The organism is Ruegeria sp. SCP10, from assembly GCF_040329495.1.
Lineage (GTDB): Bacteria > Pseudomonadota > Alphaproteobacteria > Rhodobacterales > Rhodobacteraceae > Ruegeria.
The window spans coordinates 46,434-65,266 of the sequence record NZ_JBDZYF010000003.1; the positions used below are offsets into that span (position 1 = coordinate 46,434).

Sequence of the window (18,833 nt, forward strand, 5' to 3'; positions counted from 1 at the left end):
ATTACTTTAGGTTTTAAACCGGGGCATTCTGTATGGGAAAGACGACTTGAAACTTGCTGCCCTGCCCATAAACGCTGGTCACGGAAATGCTACCACCATGCAGCTCAACCAGGTTTTTTGTTATCGCAAGCCCAAGACCCGTACCCGTCTGGCGTTGCGTCTGTACGCCGTCCACCTGAGAAAACCGATCAAAGATTAGATCCAGTTGATCATTTGGGATGCCTTCTCCCGTATCCTCGACAACAACTTTCGCCAAGCCGCTTTCATTCGACAAAGATACCCTGACATATCCCGTCTCGGTGAATTTGATGGCATTATTGATGAGGTTCATAAAAATCTGCCTAAGGCGCAGAGAATCTCCGTCAATCGAAACAGGGTCGGCAAAAACCTCAAGGCGAAGTCCTTTGTCTTCCGCTACCGGCCCAAACTCAACACCCAGATTATTCAGAAGGGTATCCAGTTCTGTGTTCTCCAGGTTCAAAGTCACGTTGTCGGAACTTAACTTGGCCCAATCGAGTACGGAATTTATTAGATCAAGCAGGTGTTTGCCTGAAACCTCAGATATTGTTGCTTGTTTGACTATGACATCCGTGAATTTGTCCAACAAATGGCTAAGTTTGACGTCACTGCCGATTGCCTGCTTCAGAGCCTGATATTCCGGATAAATTTCAACTTTTGCAAGAAATGCGACATATCCAAGAACAACGGACAGTGGTGTACGCAGTTCGTGGTTCATGTTGTTAATGAATTCACTTTTGGATCTCATAGCCATTTCTGCAGTTTGCAGCGCAGTTTTAAGCTCGGTGATGTCAGTCCGGATGCCAACTGTGCTCCCGTTACTGGTCTTGGATTCGGATACTTTGATCCAACTTCCATCTGAAAGTTCAATCTCGGTCTGGCCGTGTGGGTTGGCATGCAACTCGAGCCGCTCCGCGATCCAGTTTTCCTCGCGACCCGCCGCCTTGGGATACAACCCATGTCTAACACCTTCGCGTAAAATATCTTCAAACCGCGCTCCCGGTACGATGAGGTCCCTTGAGGCTTCAAAATAGTCCCGATAGCGTGTGTTGCACATCACCATGCGATCATGTCGATCAAAAATCACAAAACCGTCTTGGACAGATTCAATGGCATTCAGCAAATGGCGTCGAGCCTCCGCACGTTCAATAATCAGACGACGGGCATAGTTAACTCCCAGAAATGCGATTAAAGCTAGAACACCTGTCGTTAGAACCAGAACATACCGGTGGGATTTATCCACTTGCCATCCTCCGGCAGGGATTTTTGCGAGTTCCAGAACTGTATCACCCAAAGAAACGTTGGCACGTACCGGGTCACTATTCCAAACCGACTCCGCACCAAAAATCACATTGCCGCCTGTTCCTTGGTCATTGCTGACACGCGCTGAAGCTTTGAATACCTTGGGTTGAGAACCCATTCCTGCTTCTACAAGAACGCGTTCGAAATCGAGAACGACGTTGCCAACAATGTTATCCTGCCCAGGCTGAGCATTTCTCAAAAGAAGCCCGAACCCGCCTTGCACCAACTCCATGGGGCCGACAATGACTGTTTCTTTTGTATCCAACGCTTGCTGGACAGATTTTAGTTTCTCAGGGTGATCACGATAGTTGTAGCCAAGAAGATGATGGTTCGGTTGTGTGGGGTGAACATCTGTAATGATGAAGTTTTTTGAGCGTGCGATGTTGATCACGCTGGGATTATTATTTCGTAGCAAATAGGCAAGGGTCTGAAATTCTGAAGCAGCCTCAAATGACTGTGCCACCGCTAAGCTGCGAGACATATGGCTGTAACTTTCGATCAACCGTTCCAGCCGAAACTCGATCGTATTAAGTGACCGTTGGATAGCCGACCGCTCGGTTTCAAGTTTCTGTGCAACAATTGCGCGATCCATCAGCATGACGCTCAGCACGCCCAGCAAAACAATCGCCGCATATATCAAAGAAACTGTGCGTCTGTGCCGACGTTTTCGTTGTTTCAAAGTTTCTTGACGGTTTTTCAACCTGTTACCTCGAGCACAATGAAGATGGACATTCGAAGCCCTCAGAAGACACGTTAGAAACAGATTTGCAGAAAGTCTGAGGTCCTCACGGTCATTTCTTGATCCCCTCCAGGCGCTGCAATAGGTCTTTGACCATCGGCTCAATCACCACCCAACCTGCTCGCCCCTCTTTTAGTCGGGTATCGATCACTTCTGCCAAGTTCCCAATCTCAGTAAATCCGATCGAACCAGCCAAACCGGCAAGTTTGTGACACTCTCGCCTAACTTGGGCGAGCGCCTCAGGTTGATCCAACTCAGTTTCCAGTGCGCGCATCGCTTCCAAGAGTGTTTGCGATCTCTCTTGGCATGAAACCACAAATTTGGACCGCACTTGTGTTAACGCATCGTTTAGTTTTGCCTCTTTCGACATTTGGTCCGATTCCCCGATAAACACTATTCGCCTGGCTGGCTCTGAATTTGGGCAATCGCGTCTTCTTCCTGCAATCCGCCTAACGTGGTTATAGGCTTCTTCGTATTGATTAGCGCTTTCTCAAGTATTTCGACGGGTGAGCGCAGTGACACCAACCCGCGGCTGATCGGTGCACCAATTTTGATCCGAACCGGCAACTGACCAAGCTGGGCATACCATCCATTTAGAATTTGCAGTCTTTGCTCGATTTGATCTGCCAACCTTTCAGGACATGTCGCTGAGTGCCTATCGAAAAGCACAACAAAGAAACCTGAGCCTGCATAGGAGGTAATCGGGTTGCCTGACATCGTTGCCTCAACAATGACTTCTGCAATATCGGACATCGTTTCTCGGAATGCAGAATTGTCCAGCGTGAGAAACAGCTCACGAGCATTTGCGACTTGAAAACCTATCGCCACGTGATTGAACATACGCATTGATCCCAGTTTCAGGACATAGTTCTGCAGGGCGAGGTAGTCTATACAGGCATATTCGGCTTCCAGACGGCACGCTTCCTCAAAAGGGAATTGTTCAGTTTTTTTGTTGTTTGCTAAAGTGGTCTTGCGAGCGACTCGTTCCCGAGCCATTGCTGACGCCATAGTCATTCGACCGCGCAAGTCGCGCCGATCAATGGGTTTGGTCAAATAATCAGTGGCACCCGCAGCAAATGCCTTGTCCACACTTTCAACTTCAGAGCGTGCGGTGACCATAACCAGTGGAATGTCAGCTGTTAAGGGCTCGAACCGGAGCAGACGACACAATTCGATCCCGTCAATTCCGGGCATATCTATATCCAGAAGAGCGCAGTCAAACGGAGTCTCCGCCGTTTTGATAGAGCTTATGGCTTCGGCACCCGAGTTGACAGAATGAACGTTGGTATGCCCGCAAGCTGATAGTTCAGCCTTCAGTAGCTCGCAAAATAGTGGCTCGTCATCAACGATCAGGATTTTCAAAAAAGGTTGCCCCTTCGTCGGAAGAAATTTGTTGTGAATACACGCGCCTAAGTTGAATCGCGTCTAGACCCCAATCGAGTTACCGCAATTCTTTAACGGGCTTCAGGACCGCTCATCGTTAGCCTGTCGCCGCCGACCTGCACCCGAGTCCAAAGGAGGGCAATGACTCAAGGGAGCACTACGTGAGCGAGTGGCATCGGCGGCGACAGACACTGATATACTGTTTTCGCTTGTATGCTTGAGGTCTTGGTGACTTGCGATGTTCAGCCTGTAGTTTGATTTGTATCGGCTCCTACTTTCCGATGTTGTGTTTCTATGAGCAAACAACAGTTTTTTCGTCCCTGAACCGGCCATCGGTACCGCCGCATCGCCAGGTATGTGGATCTGAAGATCTCGCTGATGCAGCCGTTGTGTAAGGCAAGACCACAGGCGCATCGTGAGAACTCCAGAGCTATACATAGCTGAAATATTTATGTTTTCTTGTCGATAGCGCTGTTTACGACAGCTGACTTTGATCTATGTCAAGTATTTCTACTCGTGCTCCCTTGCTGTTCCCAGTCTCATCGATGTGAGCCGGGGCATAGCACGTTGGGCTGGTGGTCCGGGAACTGTCGTTTGCGTCGTCAGGCCTAAACTGACAGCAGTGCGGAACAAAACGGCCGCTCGATGAATCTCTGCTAAAATATTCGCTGATCTATGTTAGCCCTTACGCATGGCAACGACAGCTACACAATCTGGACCAGCTATTCCCTATGCGCTAGCGGTTGTTGGCGTACTTTTAGCGTCAATTTGTTTCGGGCTGGTTCCCTACTTCAGCCGTGGGCTGACCGAGCAGGGCGTCGCGCCTTATGCTGTCGCATTCTATCGCTACATCGTCGCGGCAATACTACTGCTGCCCGTTCTCATTTTGCACCGAAAAGCGTGGCGCGAGATTTGTTGGGGGCTTTCGGCCGGAGCGGTGATGGGCCTTGGCTGGATTGGATATGTGATGGCGCTGGAGACATTGCCCGCATCGACAGTGGGCGTACTCTATATGACCTATCCGGTTTTCACGCTGATCATTGCATGGGTTTTTTTCGCCGATGCACCTACGAAGCGAGCCTTGCTTGCCTCGGGCCTTATTACGTTGGCGGCGATCATAGCTGGCTCACCTGCATCCGTGCCCCTACAACAAATACCTACAATTTTGATGTCCTTGGCGGCCCCGTTCGGCTTTGGCTTTGGTATATGTGTTCTGGTCCACAGGCTGTCCCGGATCGCGCCCCTTGCACGCATAGCCTCCGTTTCCTTGGGATCGGTTCTCGGTCTATTGCCGTTGATGGTGAGTGCCGACGTTGCCAAGTTGCTTCCGGAGGGGCAGTCCGACTGGATTTTGATCATCGGAATTGGTCTGGTCACTGCGCTTGTGCCGCAGCTCATATACACGATCTGCTCGCCGTTGATCGGCGCATCTCAAACCGCAGTCGTCGGAAGCATAGAATTACCTACGATGTTTGCAGTTGGTTTTCTGGCTTTTGGCGAAGCGATCACAACGCCCCAGGCCGTCGCCTGCGCCTTAGTTGTGGGTGCGATAGCGGTTACAAGAAGCCGGAAGGCGCGCTCCGTAACAACCGTTATCGCGAAAGAGTCTCAAAAGTAGGTTTGGGCTCAAAGCTGCCCTTATCTGCACGATGCACAAAGGTAAGGTGCAAAGGTTCTGTTGCAAAGTTTTTAGATGGCAGAGCGCCAGTGGAATTGGTGAGCAGCTTATCTTATCTCGAAAACCTTGAGCTGAACCCAGGGTGATCCCCCATTGCCATGCACACTACGATCAGAGGAGCTTTGACAAGTATGGGTGCAGCATCCCGCGCTGCCGTGAACGCGTAAGGGCCGACCTTCTGCGGTGCCATTTTTGCATCGCAGTGATAGAACACTACAACTGGAATCGGGCCAGGCCCAACTGAATCCGGGACCAAATACTGGCGCATGCCCACGTACGACTTCATAGAAAATACCCAAGTGATCGTGCGACCGCGCCTGACGGTTTGCCAACCGAGCCTCTAACACCCCAAAACATATGGTGTCTGACGTCAGCGCAATGGGGCAGTTTAAGGTGATTTGATAAGGGAAGGTTTCTGGCACATCGTGTGAGTGGCAGCTATCCTCGCTGCCGCGCAGCAAAATTTAAAGACTTCCGGTGTGGGCTCACAACAGCCGTTGGTTACTTCGGTGCGAGGTTTCGGAAACTGAATGCGAGACGCAACAATGTCCGGGCCTTATACTCTACCAATCTGGAAAACGTGTCGTGAAATAGCTGGGGAGCCGGACTGCAAGCAGCCGTTTCAGCGTCGATTTTAAGAAAACGCTCAATGTTATTTTTGCGGGGCTTCCGTCCTTTGGAGAGTAGCCAATCGCTTGCCGCGTTTCGGTGATATCCCAGCGCATACCTGGGTTATCTGACATTAGGTTCAGGGCTGCGAAGGAAATATCCTTGGCATCTATTGCGGCGCGCATTCCGCCTAGAAAGTCCCGATCACTCAACCACATTTCCTGACCCCACCGGCCCATCGCCATGTGTGTGCCGGGTTGGTTGCCGTGAGTCCATTGCGTCCAGCCGATGCGCAAGCAGATGACCGACAGTCCGTGATGCTCGGCGAAATAGGTCCCTGTCCGTTCACAGAACAGCTTTGACATGCCGTAGGCGTTTACTGGCCCTGGTGGTGTCGCGCTGTTGAGCACCTGATGCGTGAACCTTTTGTCGCCGTGAACCCAGTTGGAGCTGGCAAGAACCACGCGGCTGACGCCCATGGCTACCGCATGGTGATAGAGAGAAAGCGTTGCATCCATGTTGTGTTTGATCGCGGAGGCCCAAGTGGCGGAGGGCTCTCGGTCTCCGGCAAGATGCACGATAACGTCCACTCCCTTTAGCAAACTGACCCAACTGTTGTCGTCGGACAGGTCTGCTGTGTGAATGTCGGGATGATCAACGGGACGGATGTCGATGCCAGAGACGGTGTAATCGGGGTCGCTTTCTAGCGCGTCGAAAAGTTTGCGGCCTAGATGCCCACCAGCGCCTGTGATCAAGACATGCATGACAGGAATTCCTTGTTGTTTGTGAGGCCCAATGGCATTTGGGGTGCATTCTCGTCTGCCAAAACGTGAAACTTTTGCCGAAAACTCAGCGTTTCATTCGGTGCGAGCTTGCGTGCCGGGGAGTGCCACTCCGCTTCGCAATAGGCATAATCGCCCGAATTAAAGACCTCAAACGGATAGTCGTGTGCAAATTGATCGCCCTTTTGAGGTTCTGGTACCGAGCACATTAGCAACGGGGTATCAGCGCCGCACCGTATCAATGTACGACCGTTGGGGTTCGGTAGTCCGACCTTGAATTCCTGCTGTCTGTTGCAATCCACGACAATGCCGTTGCCGTGCGTAGCTATCATCCCTTCGGCAGAGCCAAAAACAGGATAAAATGCAGGGTTTTCCAATTCGACACCGACCTTGGTGGGGGTGTTAAGCATCATGACTGACCAAATGCCGGTCAGGCGCGAGGAGGTCCCATGGTTGACCACGATGTGTTCTATTTCCCAGCTTTCCGCCGAGGTCAGCGTGATGCGGCGCGACACTGACAAGTGCGAGGTCGGGCAAAATGCGCTGGTCATGTCGATACGAGTGCTGCTTCTTGAAGTGATCTGGTAAGAGCCGCTGTCCAACACGGGAAACGGAGCGCAGTTTACCCAGGATGCATCCGGGGCGATCCACGTCTTCTCGCCGCCCCAGAGTGGAAAACCAAATTGTGGAGAGCGTGTGGGTAGATCAGTAAGCTGTGTGTCATCGACCTCCAACCCGTCGAGATCTGCGTTTTGAAACAGGAGGGAGCGCCCTTGGAAGTTCACATCCCATAAACGGCCCCCGATGCCGGGCAGGAGTGTCAGTTGCAGATCGTTTTGCTGCAGGTGAAGAACGCTCCATCTGTCCGACATGTACCCCCTCCTATCGGGTTCCCGGCGCGATCGAATGCGCCGGGACAATCGCTTAGGTGTGTTTGAACTGGACGACGTTTTCGGCCGTAATCGGCATAACCCCGGTCTCAACGCGCTCCGGCAAAGGGTTGATGCCAGCCGCCTTCCAATCGGGCAAGACCTTCAGCGCATCAGTGTTCTGCCAATGCATCATGTGGAAGGCGAGAAAGATCTCCAGATAGGATTTCTGAGCCACAGCGCCGTGAATTGTGCCGTCTTCGATATAGGGAAGCATATCATCATTTCGGTCCATCGCGACGATCTTGATGTCCTTGCGTCCTGCCTCATTGACGGCAATTGCTGCGCCTTTGCCACTGTCGCCGTCCGTGCCGCCAATGCCAACAATATCCGGGTTCGCCTGAATTGCCTGAAGGTAGGCTGTCGGCGCATAGGAAGGGTCGGCCTTATCGTTGACGACGTCGACGACCTCGATATCCGGGTATTTCTCGGCAAAGATTTGTTTGTACCCTTCGACACGCTCCAATGTGGAAGGGGCAGGGAAAGTGCCGAGGATAACCTTGCCTTTCCCGCCAATCGCTTGCGCCAGCATTTCACCGCCGACACGTCCTGCCTGAACGCCGTTGATACCAAGGAATGTGGACCGGGGACTGTCGGGAATATCGCCAATACAACATGTGACCGGAATGCCCGCCTCGACCGCACGTTCGACGCCGGGAGCCAGAGTGGCCGGATCACCGGGGAAGATAAGGATGCCTGCGGGACGTCTTGCGATCAGTTCATCCAATTGGCGTGCTTGTGCGGCCGTGTCGAAATCCAACGGGCCGGTGAATGTGGCCTTGATGCCCATTAACTCTTCAAGGTCTTCCATCGCATTGCGATAGTCCACCCAGAACGGCACCTGCGTTACGATGGACAGGAACACATACTCTTTGCCGGCCGCTTGTGCCATGGCTTCTTTGGACAGCATGGGCAGTCCAAACGCTGCGGCCAATCCAGCGGTGGTACCCGCTGTCAGCAGCCTGCGCCGATTCACATTCAATTCAGTCATCGTAGTCTCCCTGTTTTGGATCTTTGGTTGTTCTTGGGTTTTGGAAAGCTTATGGATTAGCCCCGTTTGCTTCGTATCAGCATGTCCAAGGCCACCGCTGTAACGAGTACACCGCCGATGACGATCATCTGCCAGTAGATCGATACGGCCAGCATCGTCATGGTGTTGTTGATCAACGCGACAAAAACGACGCCGAGGAAAGCACCGAGAATAGTACCTTCGCCGCCGCGTAGAGATGCGCCACCGATGACCGCAGCCGCCAGAACCTGAAGTTCGATGCCGTTGCCTGCTGTGGGCGTACCGCTCATCAGGCGCGAGGCCAGCAAAACTCCGGCCAAAGCAGCCAGAATACCGGTCAGTGCGTATAGAATGATACGCACGCGTCTGACATGGATGCCTGACAACATCGCGGCCTTTTCATTGGCGCCGATGAAATAGACCTGACGGAAAAAGCGCGTATGGCGGACGGCCAGGTCAAACAGAACGACGAGCAGAATGGTGAACAAGACGATTACCGGAAAGCCGCCTATGTCAGCTTTGCCGATCCAGGCAAATGATGCCGGCAGGCTTGAGACAGAAAAACCTTCGGTCAGGACAAGAGCGATGCCTCGTGCGATCGACATCGTGCCGAGGGTCGCGATAAGCGGATTGATCCCGAGGCCGGTCACGAGCAAACCGTTCACTACCCCGACAATTCCACCCAACACTAATCCGCATACCACAGCGAGCGGAATTGGCATGCCAGTCAAAAGCAGCAGGGCTACGACGGTAGAAGACAAAGCCATAACCGATCCAACGGAAAGATCGAACCCGCCGGATGCAAGCAGGATCGCCATACCGATCACGATGATCGCGGTGGGGGCCATGCCCACGGCCACGGCTCGAAAGTTCGAGAAGCTGAGGAAATAGGGATTAACGTTGGACATCACGATGATGATGGCGGCGATCAGAACGATCAGCGTCAGTTCACGAATATCGACAAAAGCTTGCAAAACACGGCGCAGCAGCGGACGCTTCATGGGCAAGTTGGCTTGAGCGGTCATGGTCACGTCGCGACTCCTGATTGATTGGTTTGGGGCGCGTCCACAATTGGAACGGAATTTCCGGCGGCCATTTGAAGAAGCGTGGTTTCGGTTGCCTCAGCGGCTGCGATGTCTCCCATGAGGCGACCGTCGTGGACGACAAGGATGCGGGTCGAGAGAGAGACAAGTTCGGGAAAATCGGATGACACTACGAGGATGGCCATTCCCTCGGCTGCTCGACGCAAAAGTTCCGTGTGGATTTGGAATTTGGCTCCGACATCGACCCCTTTTGTGGGCTCCTCGATGATCAGAAGAGCTGGCCCACGTTTGAGCCACTTGGCCAACATAATCTTTTGTTGATTGCCGCCTGAGAGATCACCAACAAGCTCGTTAGTCCCGCTGGTTTTGACACTGAAGGCGTCAATGGCCGTTTGGCTGGCTACTTTGATCGAGCCCGAACGCATGAATCCTGCAGACGCGTGATCGGAAAGACTGGCCGCGATCAGGTTGTCGCTGAGTGATTGTTCCAGAAAGAGGCCTTCAGTCTTGCGTTCCTCGGGAACAAACCCGACCCCAGCACGCATCGCTTGCCGCAAGGACGCAAAGTTAACAGGCTTGCCGTGCAGTCTGATCTCCCCGGTCGCGCCATGCATCAGCCCGACAATCGATCGAACAATCTCACTGCGGCGAGCGCCCATCAACCCGGCCATGCCTACAATCTCTCCGGCTTTAATGGAGAAGGAAATGTCTTCGAATTCACCTGGATGGGTTAGGTGTTGGACATGCAAAACCTCTTCGCCGTTAGCCTTACCTGACCGCGTGACATCACCAGGGTGAGCGCCGCCGATCATCTCGGCAACGACTTGTTCCTGAGAAGTTTCCGAAACCGGTAAAGTGCTGATGTGGCGCCCATCTCGCAAAACGGTAATGCGATCCGAGATCTGGAAAATCTCGGCCATATGGTGGCTGACATAGACGATGCCAATCCCTTTCCTTGTCAGGGACTTTAGGACTTCGAATAGTGCGTCTACTTCGTCGGGTGCCAATGCTGATGTCGGTTCATCCAGCAAAAGGACGCGGGAATTCAACGACAGCGCCTTGGCGATTTCAACAATCTGGCGGGAGCTGATCGGCAAGTTTTCCACGGGTGTTGAGACGTCGATATCCAGACCGAATTCCGCCAGCAACGCCTCCGCTCGGCGGCGCAGTTCGGGCCAGTCAACTACGCCGAACCGGGTGGGTACGCGGCCCGCGTAGATGTTTTCCGCGACAGAGAGCGCGCCAGCGAGGCTGAGCTCTTGGAAAACACAGCCGATGCCCAGGGATTGCGCGTGCGATGGGCTTTCGACTCGCTGTTCCTTGCCGTCGCACAGGATACGCCCAGCAGAAGGTTGGTGAAGTCCATAAAACAGGCCGAGACAAGTGGATTTTCCAGCGCCGTTTTCCCCGCACAGCGCGTGAACTTCGCCGGGTCTCAATTCAAAGTCGACGCCATCCAAAACAATGTTCGTGCCGAAGCTTTTGCCAACCCGATCCAGCTGGATCAGTGGCTGTAGCCCCGGTGAATCAGGCTTCATTACTGGCGTCATACAAGCTTCCTCCCGCCTTTTGATTGGCATCTGATATCTCAGATGTCAACTGAAAAAGAAAAGACCGGGAGGTGCCCAAAAGAAAGGGGCGGCGCCGTTTTGGCCCGCCCCCGTCACAACGAAGCTACGTTTTTGCTAGGATGCGGTCGCTCCTTCGAGGACGATGGCGGCGCTTTTGTAGGCTTGTCTGGTGCGGTCAATATGTGCTGTGAGAAGAGATTTGATTTTGGCCATGTCGCCTTCGCGAACGGCAATAGCGATTTTCGAATGCTCATCGAAGGAGAGCTCAGTATGCTGTGGCAGCTTCGCCAAATGGGTTCGCAATGCGGCAATCTTACCGATGTAGCGTGTATAGCTGGCCGTCAGGTAGTCGTTACCGGCATGTTCAAAAATCAACTGATGAAATGTGGTATCCAGTGAAAGGTAGCCCTTTTCGTTACCTTGCCTGCGTTCCTTCTCCATGTCCTTCACAACAAGCTGCATATCGCTGGCAAGACCTTCCGGGTTCCGCAACAACGCAAGTTCAAAGGCGGCAGTTTCGATAGCCTGTCTGAAATCGCAGATCTGAGTCACTTCCGGCTCAGAAAGCGAAAAAACGCGTGCGCCTTTTTGAGGCTCGATACTGACCAACCCTTCGTCACGTAATTGAGCGAGTGCTTCGCGGACCGGCGATTTCGATACGCCCAGCTCTTCGGAGATTTTTCGCTCCGACAAAACCTGACCCATTTTCAGGGAGCCATCGATAATACTATTCCGCAAATGTTCCAGTGCGAGTTCACGCAAAGACTTGGGTCTCTCAAGCGCCATCTGAGGATATCTCCAAAAAAAGGTGTTGCCAGATGCAAGATATCTGATACACCAGATTAGGCAAGCTGGTATATCAGATATCAGAATGTATTTGGGAGATCAAAAAGTGCGCGCAGAGTTGGTCGTCGATTGTAGGAACCAGCACGGGGAAGGGATTTTCTGGAATCCCGCCGATGGTCTTGTCTGGTGGACCGACATTGAAGGTTGTGCGCTTTGGTCATTTGATGCTGCAACGTCAGAAACTGCCTCTCATGAGATGCCGGAGCGTGTGTGTTGCTTCGCGCCGCGCGCGTCTGGCGGTCTGATTGTTGCTTATGCTGATCGAGTTGTCTTGTTCGATTCGCCCAATAGCGAGGAAACCCTCGTGGCACGATTCGAGCCGAACAATCCGGAGACACGGCTGAACGACGGACGAACCGATCGCCAGGGGCGATTGATTGTTGGAGGCATGAACGAAGTTTCTGGTGAGGCCGATTCGTCAGTCATCCTCGTCGATAAAGACTTGAGTGTGCGGACGATTATCGAAGGAGTGTCTTGCGCCAATTCGACTTGCTTTACATCCGACGGTGAGACGATGTTCTTCGCGGATACTCCGGATCGGGAAATCGTCGCATTTGATTACGACACCCGCAGTGGAACCGTTTCGAACCGTCGGCGGCACGCTTCTTTCAATGATGAGCCCGGCTTGCCTGATGGGTCCTGTGTCGATGCCGAAGGGGGCGTCTGGAACGCCGAATGGGAAGGCCATCGCGTTGTTCGCGTCGCACCTGATGGCACGATAGATCGCGTGATCGAGGTGCCGGTCTGGAAGCCCACCTGTTGCGCTTTCGGTGGCCCTGATCTCGACACGCTGTTCATCACGACCTCAAGGCTGATGAGTGACGAAGCAGCTTTAACAAAAGAACCGGAATCCGGCGGCCTCTTTGCTGTGAAACCCGGCGTTCGTGGCGTGATCGACGCGCCATTCAAAGGATAACCAACGAAATTCTGGAGGAGAAAACTATGTTGAAAACGCTTATGACCACTACGCTTGCCGCGGGGTTCGCCACGCTGACAACGGTCGCTCTGGCGGAAAATTATCCAACACCGGTTCCACTTGAAGACGGGGCACAAGCGCCAATCGATGCAATTGAACCCAAGAACGATACGTTCCGGATCGCGTATATGCCGCCGGCGACCGAGTTCAACTATTACATCGCCATCGGTGAAGGCATCAAAGCGGTTGCCGCTCAGGCCGGGGTCGAAGTGTTCATGCTTGCGCCCCAGTCCGGTGCGGACATCAACGGCCAAATGGGCATGATCCAGGATGTGCTGACGCAGGATGTGGATGCGATCATCTTTGGGACACACGATGAATTTGCTGCCGCACCGCTGCTAAAGCAGGCAGTAGACAAGGGCATGGCGGTTCTGATGATCAATTCGGACATCCCGAACTTCCCGACACCAATTCATGGCGTTGTCGGGTACTCCCAGCGCAACGGCACGCATGCTATCGCTGACTGGGCCATTGAGACTTATGGCGATAAACCGTTGAAGGTCGGCATTATCGAAGGGCAGCCTGGCTATCACTCAACCGAGCGTGTGGGTGGCTTCCTCGACGGTATCGAGGGCAACGAAAACTTCGACGTTGTGGTGTCTATCGACGGTAAATGGAACGTTGAGGGCGGCAACACTGCTGGTATGGATATCCTGCAGTCGAACCCCGATCTCGACATGATCTTTGCGGCGAACGACTACATGATCATTGGAGCGTCCTTCGCGGCTAAGGCACTCGGTCGCAATGACATCGTCCTTTTGGGCAATGATGGCGACACGTCCGGCCTTGAAGAAATCGCGGCTGGCAACATCACGGCAACCGTCAACACCTCGCCATTCCTGATGGGTAAGGCGGCTATGCACGCAACCATTGATGCGCTCAACGGGTCCTATCCCGGCGGCTGGATCGAAACGCCCACATCAATTGAAGACAAAGACGGTGCAATCAGCGTGCTGCAAGAGCCAGAAAAGCTCTTCCCGCAGCCGTCCAAAGAGTACTGAGTTTTCTCCCCGCTTCCCGGTGGCGCGTGCGCGTGCTGCCGGGTGGCAAACCAACCGAGTTTCACTTTTGTCGAGGCAATCGCGATGACACCCGCAACGCCCCTTTGGGAGTTTGTCGATATCACCAAGGCTTATCCTGGGGTATTGGCGAATGACAAGGTCTGCATCCGGCTTATGCCCGGTTCCATTCATGGGCTGCTGGGTGAAAACGGCTGTGGCAAATCGACCATGATCAAGACGCTGTCCGGCGTGCAGCAACCCGATAGCGGTCAAATCCTGCATAATGGCAAGCCGGTCACGATCAGCGACCCGCAGGCGGCACGTGAACTGGGCGTCGCAACAGTTTTTCAAGAATTCTCGATCGTGCCCACCTTGTCGGTTGGCGAAAACATCTTCCTTGGCAATATGCCTCGGTCCCGCTTTGGCGTGATCGACTGGGCCAAGGTCCACAACGAAGCCGCTCGGGTTCTGGCGGAAATGGATGTCGATGTTTCACCCGAAACCATAACCGGCTCGCTATCGGTAGGCGAGCAACAACTGGTCGAGATCGCGAAAGCCGTCGCGATGGACGCCCGCATGATCATCCTGGATGAGCCGACAGCGGCATTGGGTGAAGATGAAATTGAGCGCCTGCACCAGCTACTGCGCAATATGCGTGAGCGCGGCACAGCTATTCTCTATGTGTCGCACAGGCTGGATGAGGTTGAACGGATCGTTGATGAAGTGACGATCCTGCGCAACGGCTGTGTTGTGCGAGCGAGTGGCGAGACCAAGATCAATGTCTCTGAGATTGTCAGCGCTATGGTCGGTGAGGACATTGGTGAGCACTATCCCAAGGAGCAGAACGCGACCAAGGATGTTGTGCTGGAAGCGGCAGGTCTGAGCACCAATTCGGGCGTGAAAGATGTATCGTTTTCGTTGCACCAGGGTGAAGTTCTGGGCTTGGGTGGCGTATTGGGCAGTGGCCGCACAGAGATTGCCCGCGCCCTGTTCGGAACAGACGAGCTAACAGGCGGACAGATAAGACTAAATGGCAAACCGGTTCGCTTTCGCCGGGAAATTGATGCGATCCGTGCGGGTTTGGCTCTTGTTCCGGAGAACCGAAAGTTTGACGGGTTGTTCTTCAATTTCCGCGCAAGCGGGAACGTCACCGCAGCGTCCCTTGGCGGGCTAAGCCGGTTCGGGGTGTTGAATCTTAAGGCGGAAGAGCAAGCCACCCATGACCTGATCCGCGATCTGGAAATCTCGACCCAGGCCGAGGAAAAGACGGTCAACTTCTTGTCTGGTGGTAATCAGCAGAAGATCGTGATTGCACGTTGGCTGTTCTCAGCCTCTGACATCCTGATCCTTGATGAACCGACGCAAGGGATCGATATCGGCGCCAAGATCGCTGTTTATAAGTTGATTAACAGGCTCACGCGGGCGGGAAAATCGATCATTCTAATCAGTTCAGACCATGATGAGTTGCTTGCGATGAGCGATCGGATTGCCGTCGTGCAGCACGGAACGATAGTGCGCACGGTCGATGCATCCGACCTTACGCATGACGATCTTGTTCGCGCGTCCGCCGACACCCCCCAATCCAAGCCTAAGGAGGCTTTCGCATGAAGCGGATCTTTGACACCCAGTTGATCGGGCCATTCGCAGCAATGGTGATCGTCGCACTGATCGTGGCACTTACGACGGAACGCTTCCTGAACCCGGGTAACCTTTCAAACCTGTCCCTACAAGTAAGCATCGTGGCCTTGATCGCAATCGGGTCTACTATCGTGATCTTCGCTGCGGGCATCGATCTGAGTTCCGGGTCTATGGTGGCTTTGCTGACCATGATCCTTGCGCAAATGTTGAAATTTGTCGGCATTCCACTGGTTCTGGCGCTGCCCCTCATACTCTTCATGGGCGGATTGCTTGGTCTGTTCATTGGGCTGATAACAGCCTACGGGCGTATCCCGTCGTTTATCACGACATTGGCGGCGTTGATTGCCTTTAGGGGCCTTGCCCTGACCTTCAACAATGGGTCTCCGATCTTCTCGCTGGATCCGGCGTTAGAGCCAATCTTCTACGGCAAGCTGTTCGGCGTTCCGATGCCTTTCTTCTACCTCGTATTCTTCTACGTCCTTGCTGCGTTCACCATGAACTTCACGAAACTTGGGCGTGAGATCTATGCCGTGGGTGGCAACCCTGCCGCTGCCGTTCTGACGGGTATCAACGTACGTAAAGTTCAGACGACGACATTTGTCATCGCGGGTTTTATGACTGCGGTTGGTGCGATCCTGATGTCAGCGCGCCTCAACTCTGGTTCACCCAACTATGGCCAGACGCTAGAACTGCAGGCCATTGCCGCTGCTGTAGTTGGCGGAGCCAGCCTTGCAGGCGGCCGCGGCAACATCCTCGCCACGCTGATGGGGGCGATGACAATCGTTATCGTCCAGAATGGTTTGAACCTGAACGCTGCGCCATCTTCGGTTCAGAACATCGTGCTGGGCCTGATCATTCTGTTGGCCGTCGGCATAGACATGTGGCGCGCGGAGATTTCGGGCTTGATGGGTCGAATGTTCGGCCGCACTTCATCGCAGCAGTCATCTAACGTCAAGAAGGAGGCCTGAGATGGATCTGGGGCTCAAAAATAAGCTGGTCCTGGTGACTGGTTCAGGTTCCGGCATAGGCAAAGCCACTGCGCGGATCTACCTGGAAGAAGGCGCGCGGGTCATCGTGCATGGCCTGACCGAGGCGGAAGTGTTCGACTGCGTCGACGACCTGTCATCATTGGGCAAGGTCGAAGGCATTGCGGCCGACTTAACCAAAACCAATGATGCGGAAACTCTGGCAGAGTTTGCTCGTGCGCGCGGGGCGGTGGATGTTCTTGTGAATAATGTCGGCATCTTCTCGGTTAAACCGTTCGAGGATCTCACGGATGACGACTGGATGCACTACTTCAACATCAATGTCCTGTCCGCCGTTCGGATGAGCCGAATTTTCCTGCCTGACATGCTTGGCCGGGATAAGGGATCTATCATCAACATGGCCAGCGAAGCGGCAGTGAAACCGCTCCCTCAGATGGTGCATTATTCTGTCACTAAAACTGCCATGTTAGGTCTGACACGTGGCATGGCAGAATTGACAAAGGGGACAAAAGTCCGGGTTAACTCGATCCTGCCTGGTCCGACCTGGACCGAAGGTGTCGAGGCCTATTTTGACGGCCTCGCCGATCAAAAGGGTGAGCCGCTCGACACGATCGTCGACAATTACTTCAAATCAGATGAGCCCACATCGCTCATACAGCGCTTTGTCCAACCAGACGAAGTCGCCCGCATGATCGTCACGATCTCTGCAAGCACGGCCTCCAATGGTTCTGCGCATCGGATCGAAGGCGGCATCGTTCGCAATATTCTCTAACTGCTAACTGGAGGAGCCTGCTATGGCCGCTCTCACTTTCTCTCACATCGGCATCACAGTTCCCGACCTGGAAAAAGCCGTGGAGTTTTATTCCAAGGCATTCGGCCTCTACGTGCTGATGGAACCAACTGAAATCCTGCATGACGAAAGCGCCATCGGTCAGATGTGCGACGATGTATTTGGGGAAGGTTGGGGAAGCTTCCGCATCGCGCATTTGTCGATGGGCGACGGTGTTGGCATCGAATTGTTTGAGTTCCCGAAGACCGTCGAAGAAGAACGCCCGTTTGAATATTGGCGGCGTGGCTTGTTTCATTTCTGCGTACAGGACGAGGATCTGGAAGGCCGCGTCAAGGTTATCGAAGACCTGGGCGGGCGCCAGCGCATGAGCCAAGTGCGCAAGTATTACCCAGGTGAAAAGCCCTATCGCATGGTCTATATGGAAGACCCTTTTGGCAACATTTTCGAGCTCTACAGCCACTCGTACGAATTGACCTATTCGGCGGGTGCTTATGACTGATCGCGCCGCCTTTCCCCCCAGAACGGACAAACCCAAGGTCGTGATCACCGATTACGACTTTGGTGATGTTGCCGTTGAGACGGAAATCCTGGAAGCCGCAGGAGCCGAGGTGATTGCGCTTCAGGCCAAGCGTCAGGAAGACCTGTTCGATGTCGCGCCGCATTGCGCAGCGATGATGAACCAATATGCCCGGATCGGGAAAGAAACGATCACGCGGATGCGAAACTGCGAGGTCATCGCGCGCTATGGCGTAGGCGTGGATATCGTGGATGTCAGCACGGCGACAGAAAAAGGTATCCTCGTCACCAATGTGCAAAACTATTGCACCGAGGAGGTCGCCGATCATGCGATTGCCCTTTGGCTGACCCTGGCGCGCAAGTTGCCTGACTATGATCGGGCCACTCATGCAGGGATCTGGAAATGGCAAAGCGGGCAGCCGGTCTACCGTTTGCGCGGGCGGACGATGGGTGTCGTCTCGCTGGGTAAAATCGGGCAAGCCATCGTGGCGCGGGCGCAGTCTTTCGGGGTTACGGTCATCGCCTACGACCCGTATTTGCCAAGAGAAGTCGCGGCAAAGATTGGGGTCGAGCTGGTGAGCAAGCCCGAATTGCTGGCAAGGTCCGACTATATCCTGATGCAGGCACCGATGACGCCGAACACGCATCACTTTTTGTCGGATGCCGAATTCTCGGTCATGAAACCCGGTGCGATACTCGTGAACACTGGACGTGGACCAACGGTCGACAACAAAGCCCTATTCCGGGCGCTGACCGAAGGCCATCTGGCTGCTGCAGGGCTCGACGACCCCGAGGAAGAGCCGGCGAAGCGCGCCAACTGGACGCCTGATGACAACCCGTTGTTCACACTGCCCAACGTCCTCTTAACGCCACATGCGGCCTATTATTCCGAGGAATCTATACACGCAGCGCGGGTCACCGCGGCCACTCAGGTGGCCAAGGTCCTGACAGGACAAAAACCCGACTACACAGTCAATGCCGACGCATTGGCCGTATCTACCGCATAACAGGAGACAA

The 18,833-nt window shown here is 53.8% G+C and carries 17 protein-coding genes; 8 read left to right on the forward strand and 9 right to left on the reverse strand.

Annotation, left to right across the window (positions count from 1 at the left end):
• Positions 1–13: 13 nt before the first annotated feature.
• From ABLN87_RS09270 to ABLN87_RS09280, 3 genes are all read right to left on the reverse strand, one after another.
• Positions 14–2,020, reverse strand: a complete 2,007-nt coding sequence (locus ABLN87_RS09270; protein ID WP_353009363.1) for an ATP-binding protein — start codon at positions 2,018–2,020, stop codon at positions 14–16.
• 91 nt (positions 2,021–2,111) lie between these two features.
• Positions 2,112–2,429: an Hpt domain-containing protein gene (locus tag ABLN87_RS09275; protein ID WP_353009365.1), complete on the reverse strand. Its 318-nt coding sequence runs from the start codon at positions 2,427–2,429 to the stop codon at positions 2,112–2,114.
• A 23-nt stretch (positions 2,430–2,452) separates the two neighbouring features.
• Complete coding sequence (locus tag ABLN87_RS09280; RefSeq protein WP_353009367.1) at positions 2,453–3,421, reverse strand: response regulator; 969 nt, start codon at positions 3,419–3,421, stop codon at positions 2,453–2,455.
• 712 nt (positions 3,422–4,133) lie between these two features.
• On the opposite strand from ABLN87_RS09280, the gene ABLN87_RS09285 reads away from it, so the two are divergent.
• Positions 4,134–5,060, forward strand: a complete 927-nt coding sequence (locus ABLN87_RS09285) for a DMT family transporter (RefSeq protein ID WP_353009368.1) — start codon at positions 4,134–4,136, stop codon at positions 5,058–5,060.
• Between the two features lie 623 nt (positions 5,061–5,683).
• On the opposite strand, the gene ABLN87_RS09290 is transcribed toward ABLN87_RS09285, so the two are convergent.
• The 6 genes from ABLN87_RS09290 to ABLN87_RS09315 all read right to left on the reverse strand — a co-directional run bounded on the left by ABLN87_RS09290 (position 5,684) and on the right by ABLN87_RS09315 (position 11,849).
• A complete protein-coding gene (locus ABLN87_RS09290; RefSeq protein ID WP_353009371.1) occupies positions 5,684–6,493 on the reverse strand; it encodes an NAD-dependent epimerase/dehydratase family protein in 810 nt (269 codons plus the stop codon).
• Positions 6,481–7,383 (reverse strand): hypothetical protein, encoded by a 903-nt coding sequence (locus ABLN87_RS09295; RefSeq protein WP_353009374.1) that lies wholly within the window; start codon positions 7,381–7,383, stop codon positions 6,481–6,483. The genes ABLN87_RS09290 and ABLN87_RS09295 overlap by 13 nt, the downstream gene beginning before the upstream one ends.
• Before the next feature lie 52 nt (positions 7,384–7,435).
• Positions 7,436–8,431, reverse strand: coding sequence for a substrate-binding domain-containing protein (locus tag ABLN87_RS09300; protein ID WP_010437236.1), 996 nt, complete (start codon positions 8,429–8,431; stop codon positions 7,436–7,438).
• A 56-nt stretch (positions 8,432–8,487) separates the two neighbouring features.
• Entirely contained in the window at positions 8,488–9,474 is a 987-nt protein-coding gene (locus tag ABLN87_RS09305; RefSeq protein ID WP_353010246.1) for an ABC transporter permease, read from the reverse strand.
• 2 nt (positions 9,475–9,476) lie between these two features.
• Positions 9,477–11,030, reverse strand: coding sequence for a sugar ABC transporter ATP-binding protein (locus ABLN87_RS09310; protein WP_353009376.1), 1,554 nt, complete (start codon positions 11,028–11,030; stop codon positions 9,477–9,479).
• A 147-nt stretch (positions 11,031–11,177) separates the two neighbouring features.
• Entirely contained in the window at positions 11,178–11,849 is a 672-nt protein-coding gene (locus ABLN87_RS09315) for a GntR family transcriptional regulator (RefSeq protein WP_353009378.1), read from the reverse strand.
• An 85-nt stretch (positions 11,850–11,934) separates the two neighbouring features.
• Between ABLN87_RS09315 and ABLN87_RS09320 the strand changes: the two genes are divergently transcribed.
• From ABLN87_RS09320 to ABLN87_RS09350, 7 genes are all read left to right on the forward strand, one after another.
• Complete coding sequence (locus ABLN87_RS09320; protein WP_353009380.1) at positions 11,935–12,825, forward strand: SMP-30/gluconolactonase/LRE family protein; 891 nt, start codon at positions 11,935–11,937, stop codon at positions 12,823–12,825.
• A gap of 26 nt (positions 12,826–12,851) precedes the next feature.
• Entirely contained in the window at positions 12,852–13,886 is a 1,035-nt protein-coding gene (locus tag ABLN87_RS09325; protein ID WP_353009382.1) for a sugar ABC transporter substrate-binding protein, read from the forward strand.
• Positions 13,887–13,970: 84 nt separating this feature from the next.
• Positions 13,971–15,494, forward strand: a complete 1,524-nt coding sequence (locus ABLN87_RS09330) for a sugar ABC transporter ATP-binding protein (protein ID WP_353009384.1) — start codon at positions 13,971–13,973, stop codon at positions 15,492–15,494.
• Positions 15,491–16,492: an ABC transporter permease gene (locus tag ABLN87_RS09335; protein WP_108861951.1), complete on the forward strand. Its 1,002-nt coding sequence runs from the start codon at positions 15,491–15,493 to the stop codon at positions 16,490–16,492. The genes ABLN87_RS09330 and ABLN87_RS09335 overlap by 4 nt, the downstream gene beginning before the upstream one ends.
• Position 16,493: 1 nt before the next feature.
• A complete protein-coding gene (locus ABLN87_RS09340) occupies positions 16,494–17,282 on the forward strand; it encodes an SDR family NAD(P)-dependent oxidoreductase (protein ID WP_353009387.1) in 789 nt (262 codons plus the stop codon).
• 22 nt (positions 17,283–17,304) lie between these two features.
• Positions 17,305–17,799, forward strand: coding sequence for a lactoylglutathione lyase family protein (locus tag ABLN87_RS09345; RefSeq protein WP_010437254.1), 495 nt, complete (start codon positions 17,305–17,307; stop codon positions 17,797–17,799).
• Positions 17,792–18,823 (forward strand): C-terminal binding protein, encoded by a 1,032-nt coding sequence (locus ABLN87_RS09350; RefSeq protein WP_353009389.1) that lies wholly within the window; start codon positions 17,792–17,794, stop codon positions 18,821–18,823. Before ABLN87_RS09345 ends, ABLN87_RS09350 begins: the two co-directional genes overlap by 8 nt.
• Positions 18,824–18,833: the final 10 nt, after the last annotated feature.

Coding starts and splice junctions, on each gene's coding strand:
- ABLN87_RS09350 (WP_353009389.1), top strand. CDS start 17,792: ATGACTGATCGCGCCGCCTTTCCCCCCAGAACGGACAAACCCAAGGTC.
- ABLN87_RS09315 (WP_353009378.1), bottom strand. CDS start 11,849: ATGGCGCTTGAGAGACCCAAGTCTTTGCGTGAACTCGCACTGGAACAT.
- ABLN87_RS09345 (WP_010437254.1), top strand. CDS start 17,305: ATGGCCGCTCTCACTTTCTCTCACATCGGCATCACAGTTCCCGACCTG.
- ABLN87_RS09325 (WP_353009382.1), top strand. CDS start 12,852: ATGTTGAAAACGCTTATGACCACTACGCTTGCCGCGGGGTTCGCCACG.
- ABLN87_RS09275 (WP_353009365.1), bottom strand. CDS start 2,429: ATGTCGAAAGAGGCAAAACTAAACGATGCGTTAACACAAGTGCGGTCC.
- ABLN87_RS09290 (WP_353009371.1), bottom strand. CDS start 6,493: ATGCATGTCTTGATCACAGGCGCTGGTGGGCATCTAGGCCGCAAACTT.
- ABLN87_RS09320 (WP_353009380.1), top strand. CDS start 11,935: ATGTATTTGGGAGATCAAAAAGTGCGCGCAGAGTTGGTCGTCGATTGT.
- ABLN87_RS09305 (WP_353010246.1), bottom strand. CDS start 9,474: ATGACCGCTCAAGCCAACTTGCCCATGAAGCGTCCGCTGCTGCGCCGT.
- ABLN87_RS09300 (WP_010437236.1), bottom strand. CDS start 8,431: ATGACTGAATTGAATGTGAATCGGCGCAGGCTGCTGACAGCGGGTACC.
- ABLN87_RS09295 (WP_353009374.1), bottom strand. CDS start 7,383: ATGTCGGACAGATGGAGCGTTCTTCACCTGCAGCAAAACGATCTGCAA.
- ABLN87_RS09310 (WP_353009376.1), bottom strand. CDS start 11,030: ATGAAGCCTGATTCACCGGGGCTACAGCCACTGATCCAGCTGGATCGG.
- ABLN87_RS09330 (WP_353009384.1), top strand. CDS start 13,971: ATGACACCCGCAACGCCCCTTTGGGAGTTTGTCGATATCACCAAGGCT.
- ABLN87_RS09340 (WP_353009387.1), top strand. CDS start 16,494: ATGGATCTGGGGCTCAAAAATAAGCTGGTCCTGGTGACTGGTTCAGGT.
- ABLN87_RS09335 (WP_108861951.1), top strand. CDS start 15,491: ATGAAGCGGATCTTTGACACCCAGTTGATCGGGCCATTCGCAGCAATG.
- ABLN87_RS09285 (WP_353009368.1), top strand. CDS start 4,134: ATGGCAACGACAGCTACACAATCTGGACCAGCTATTCCCTATGCGCTA.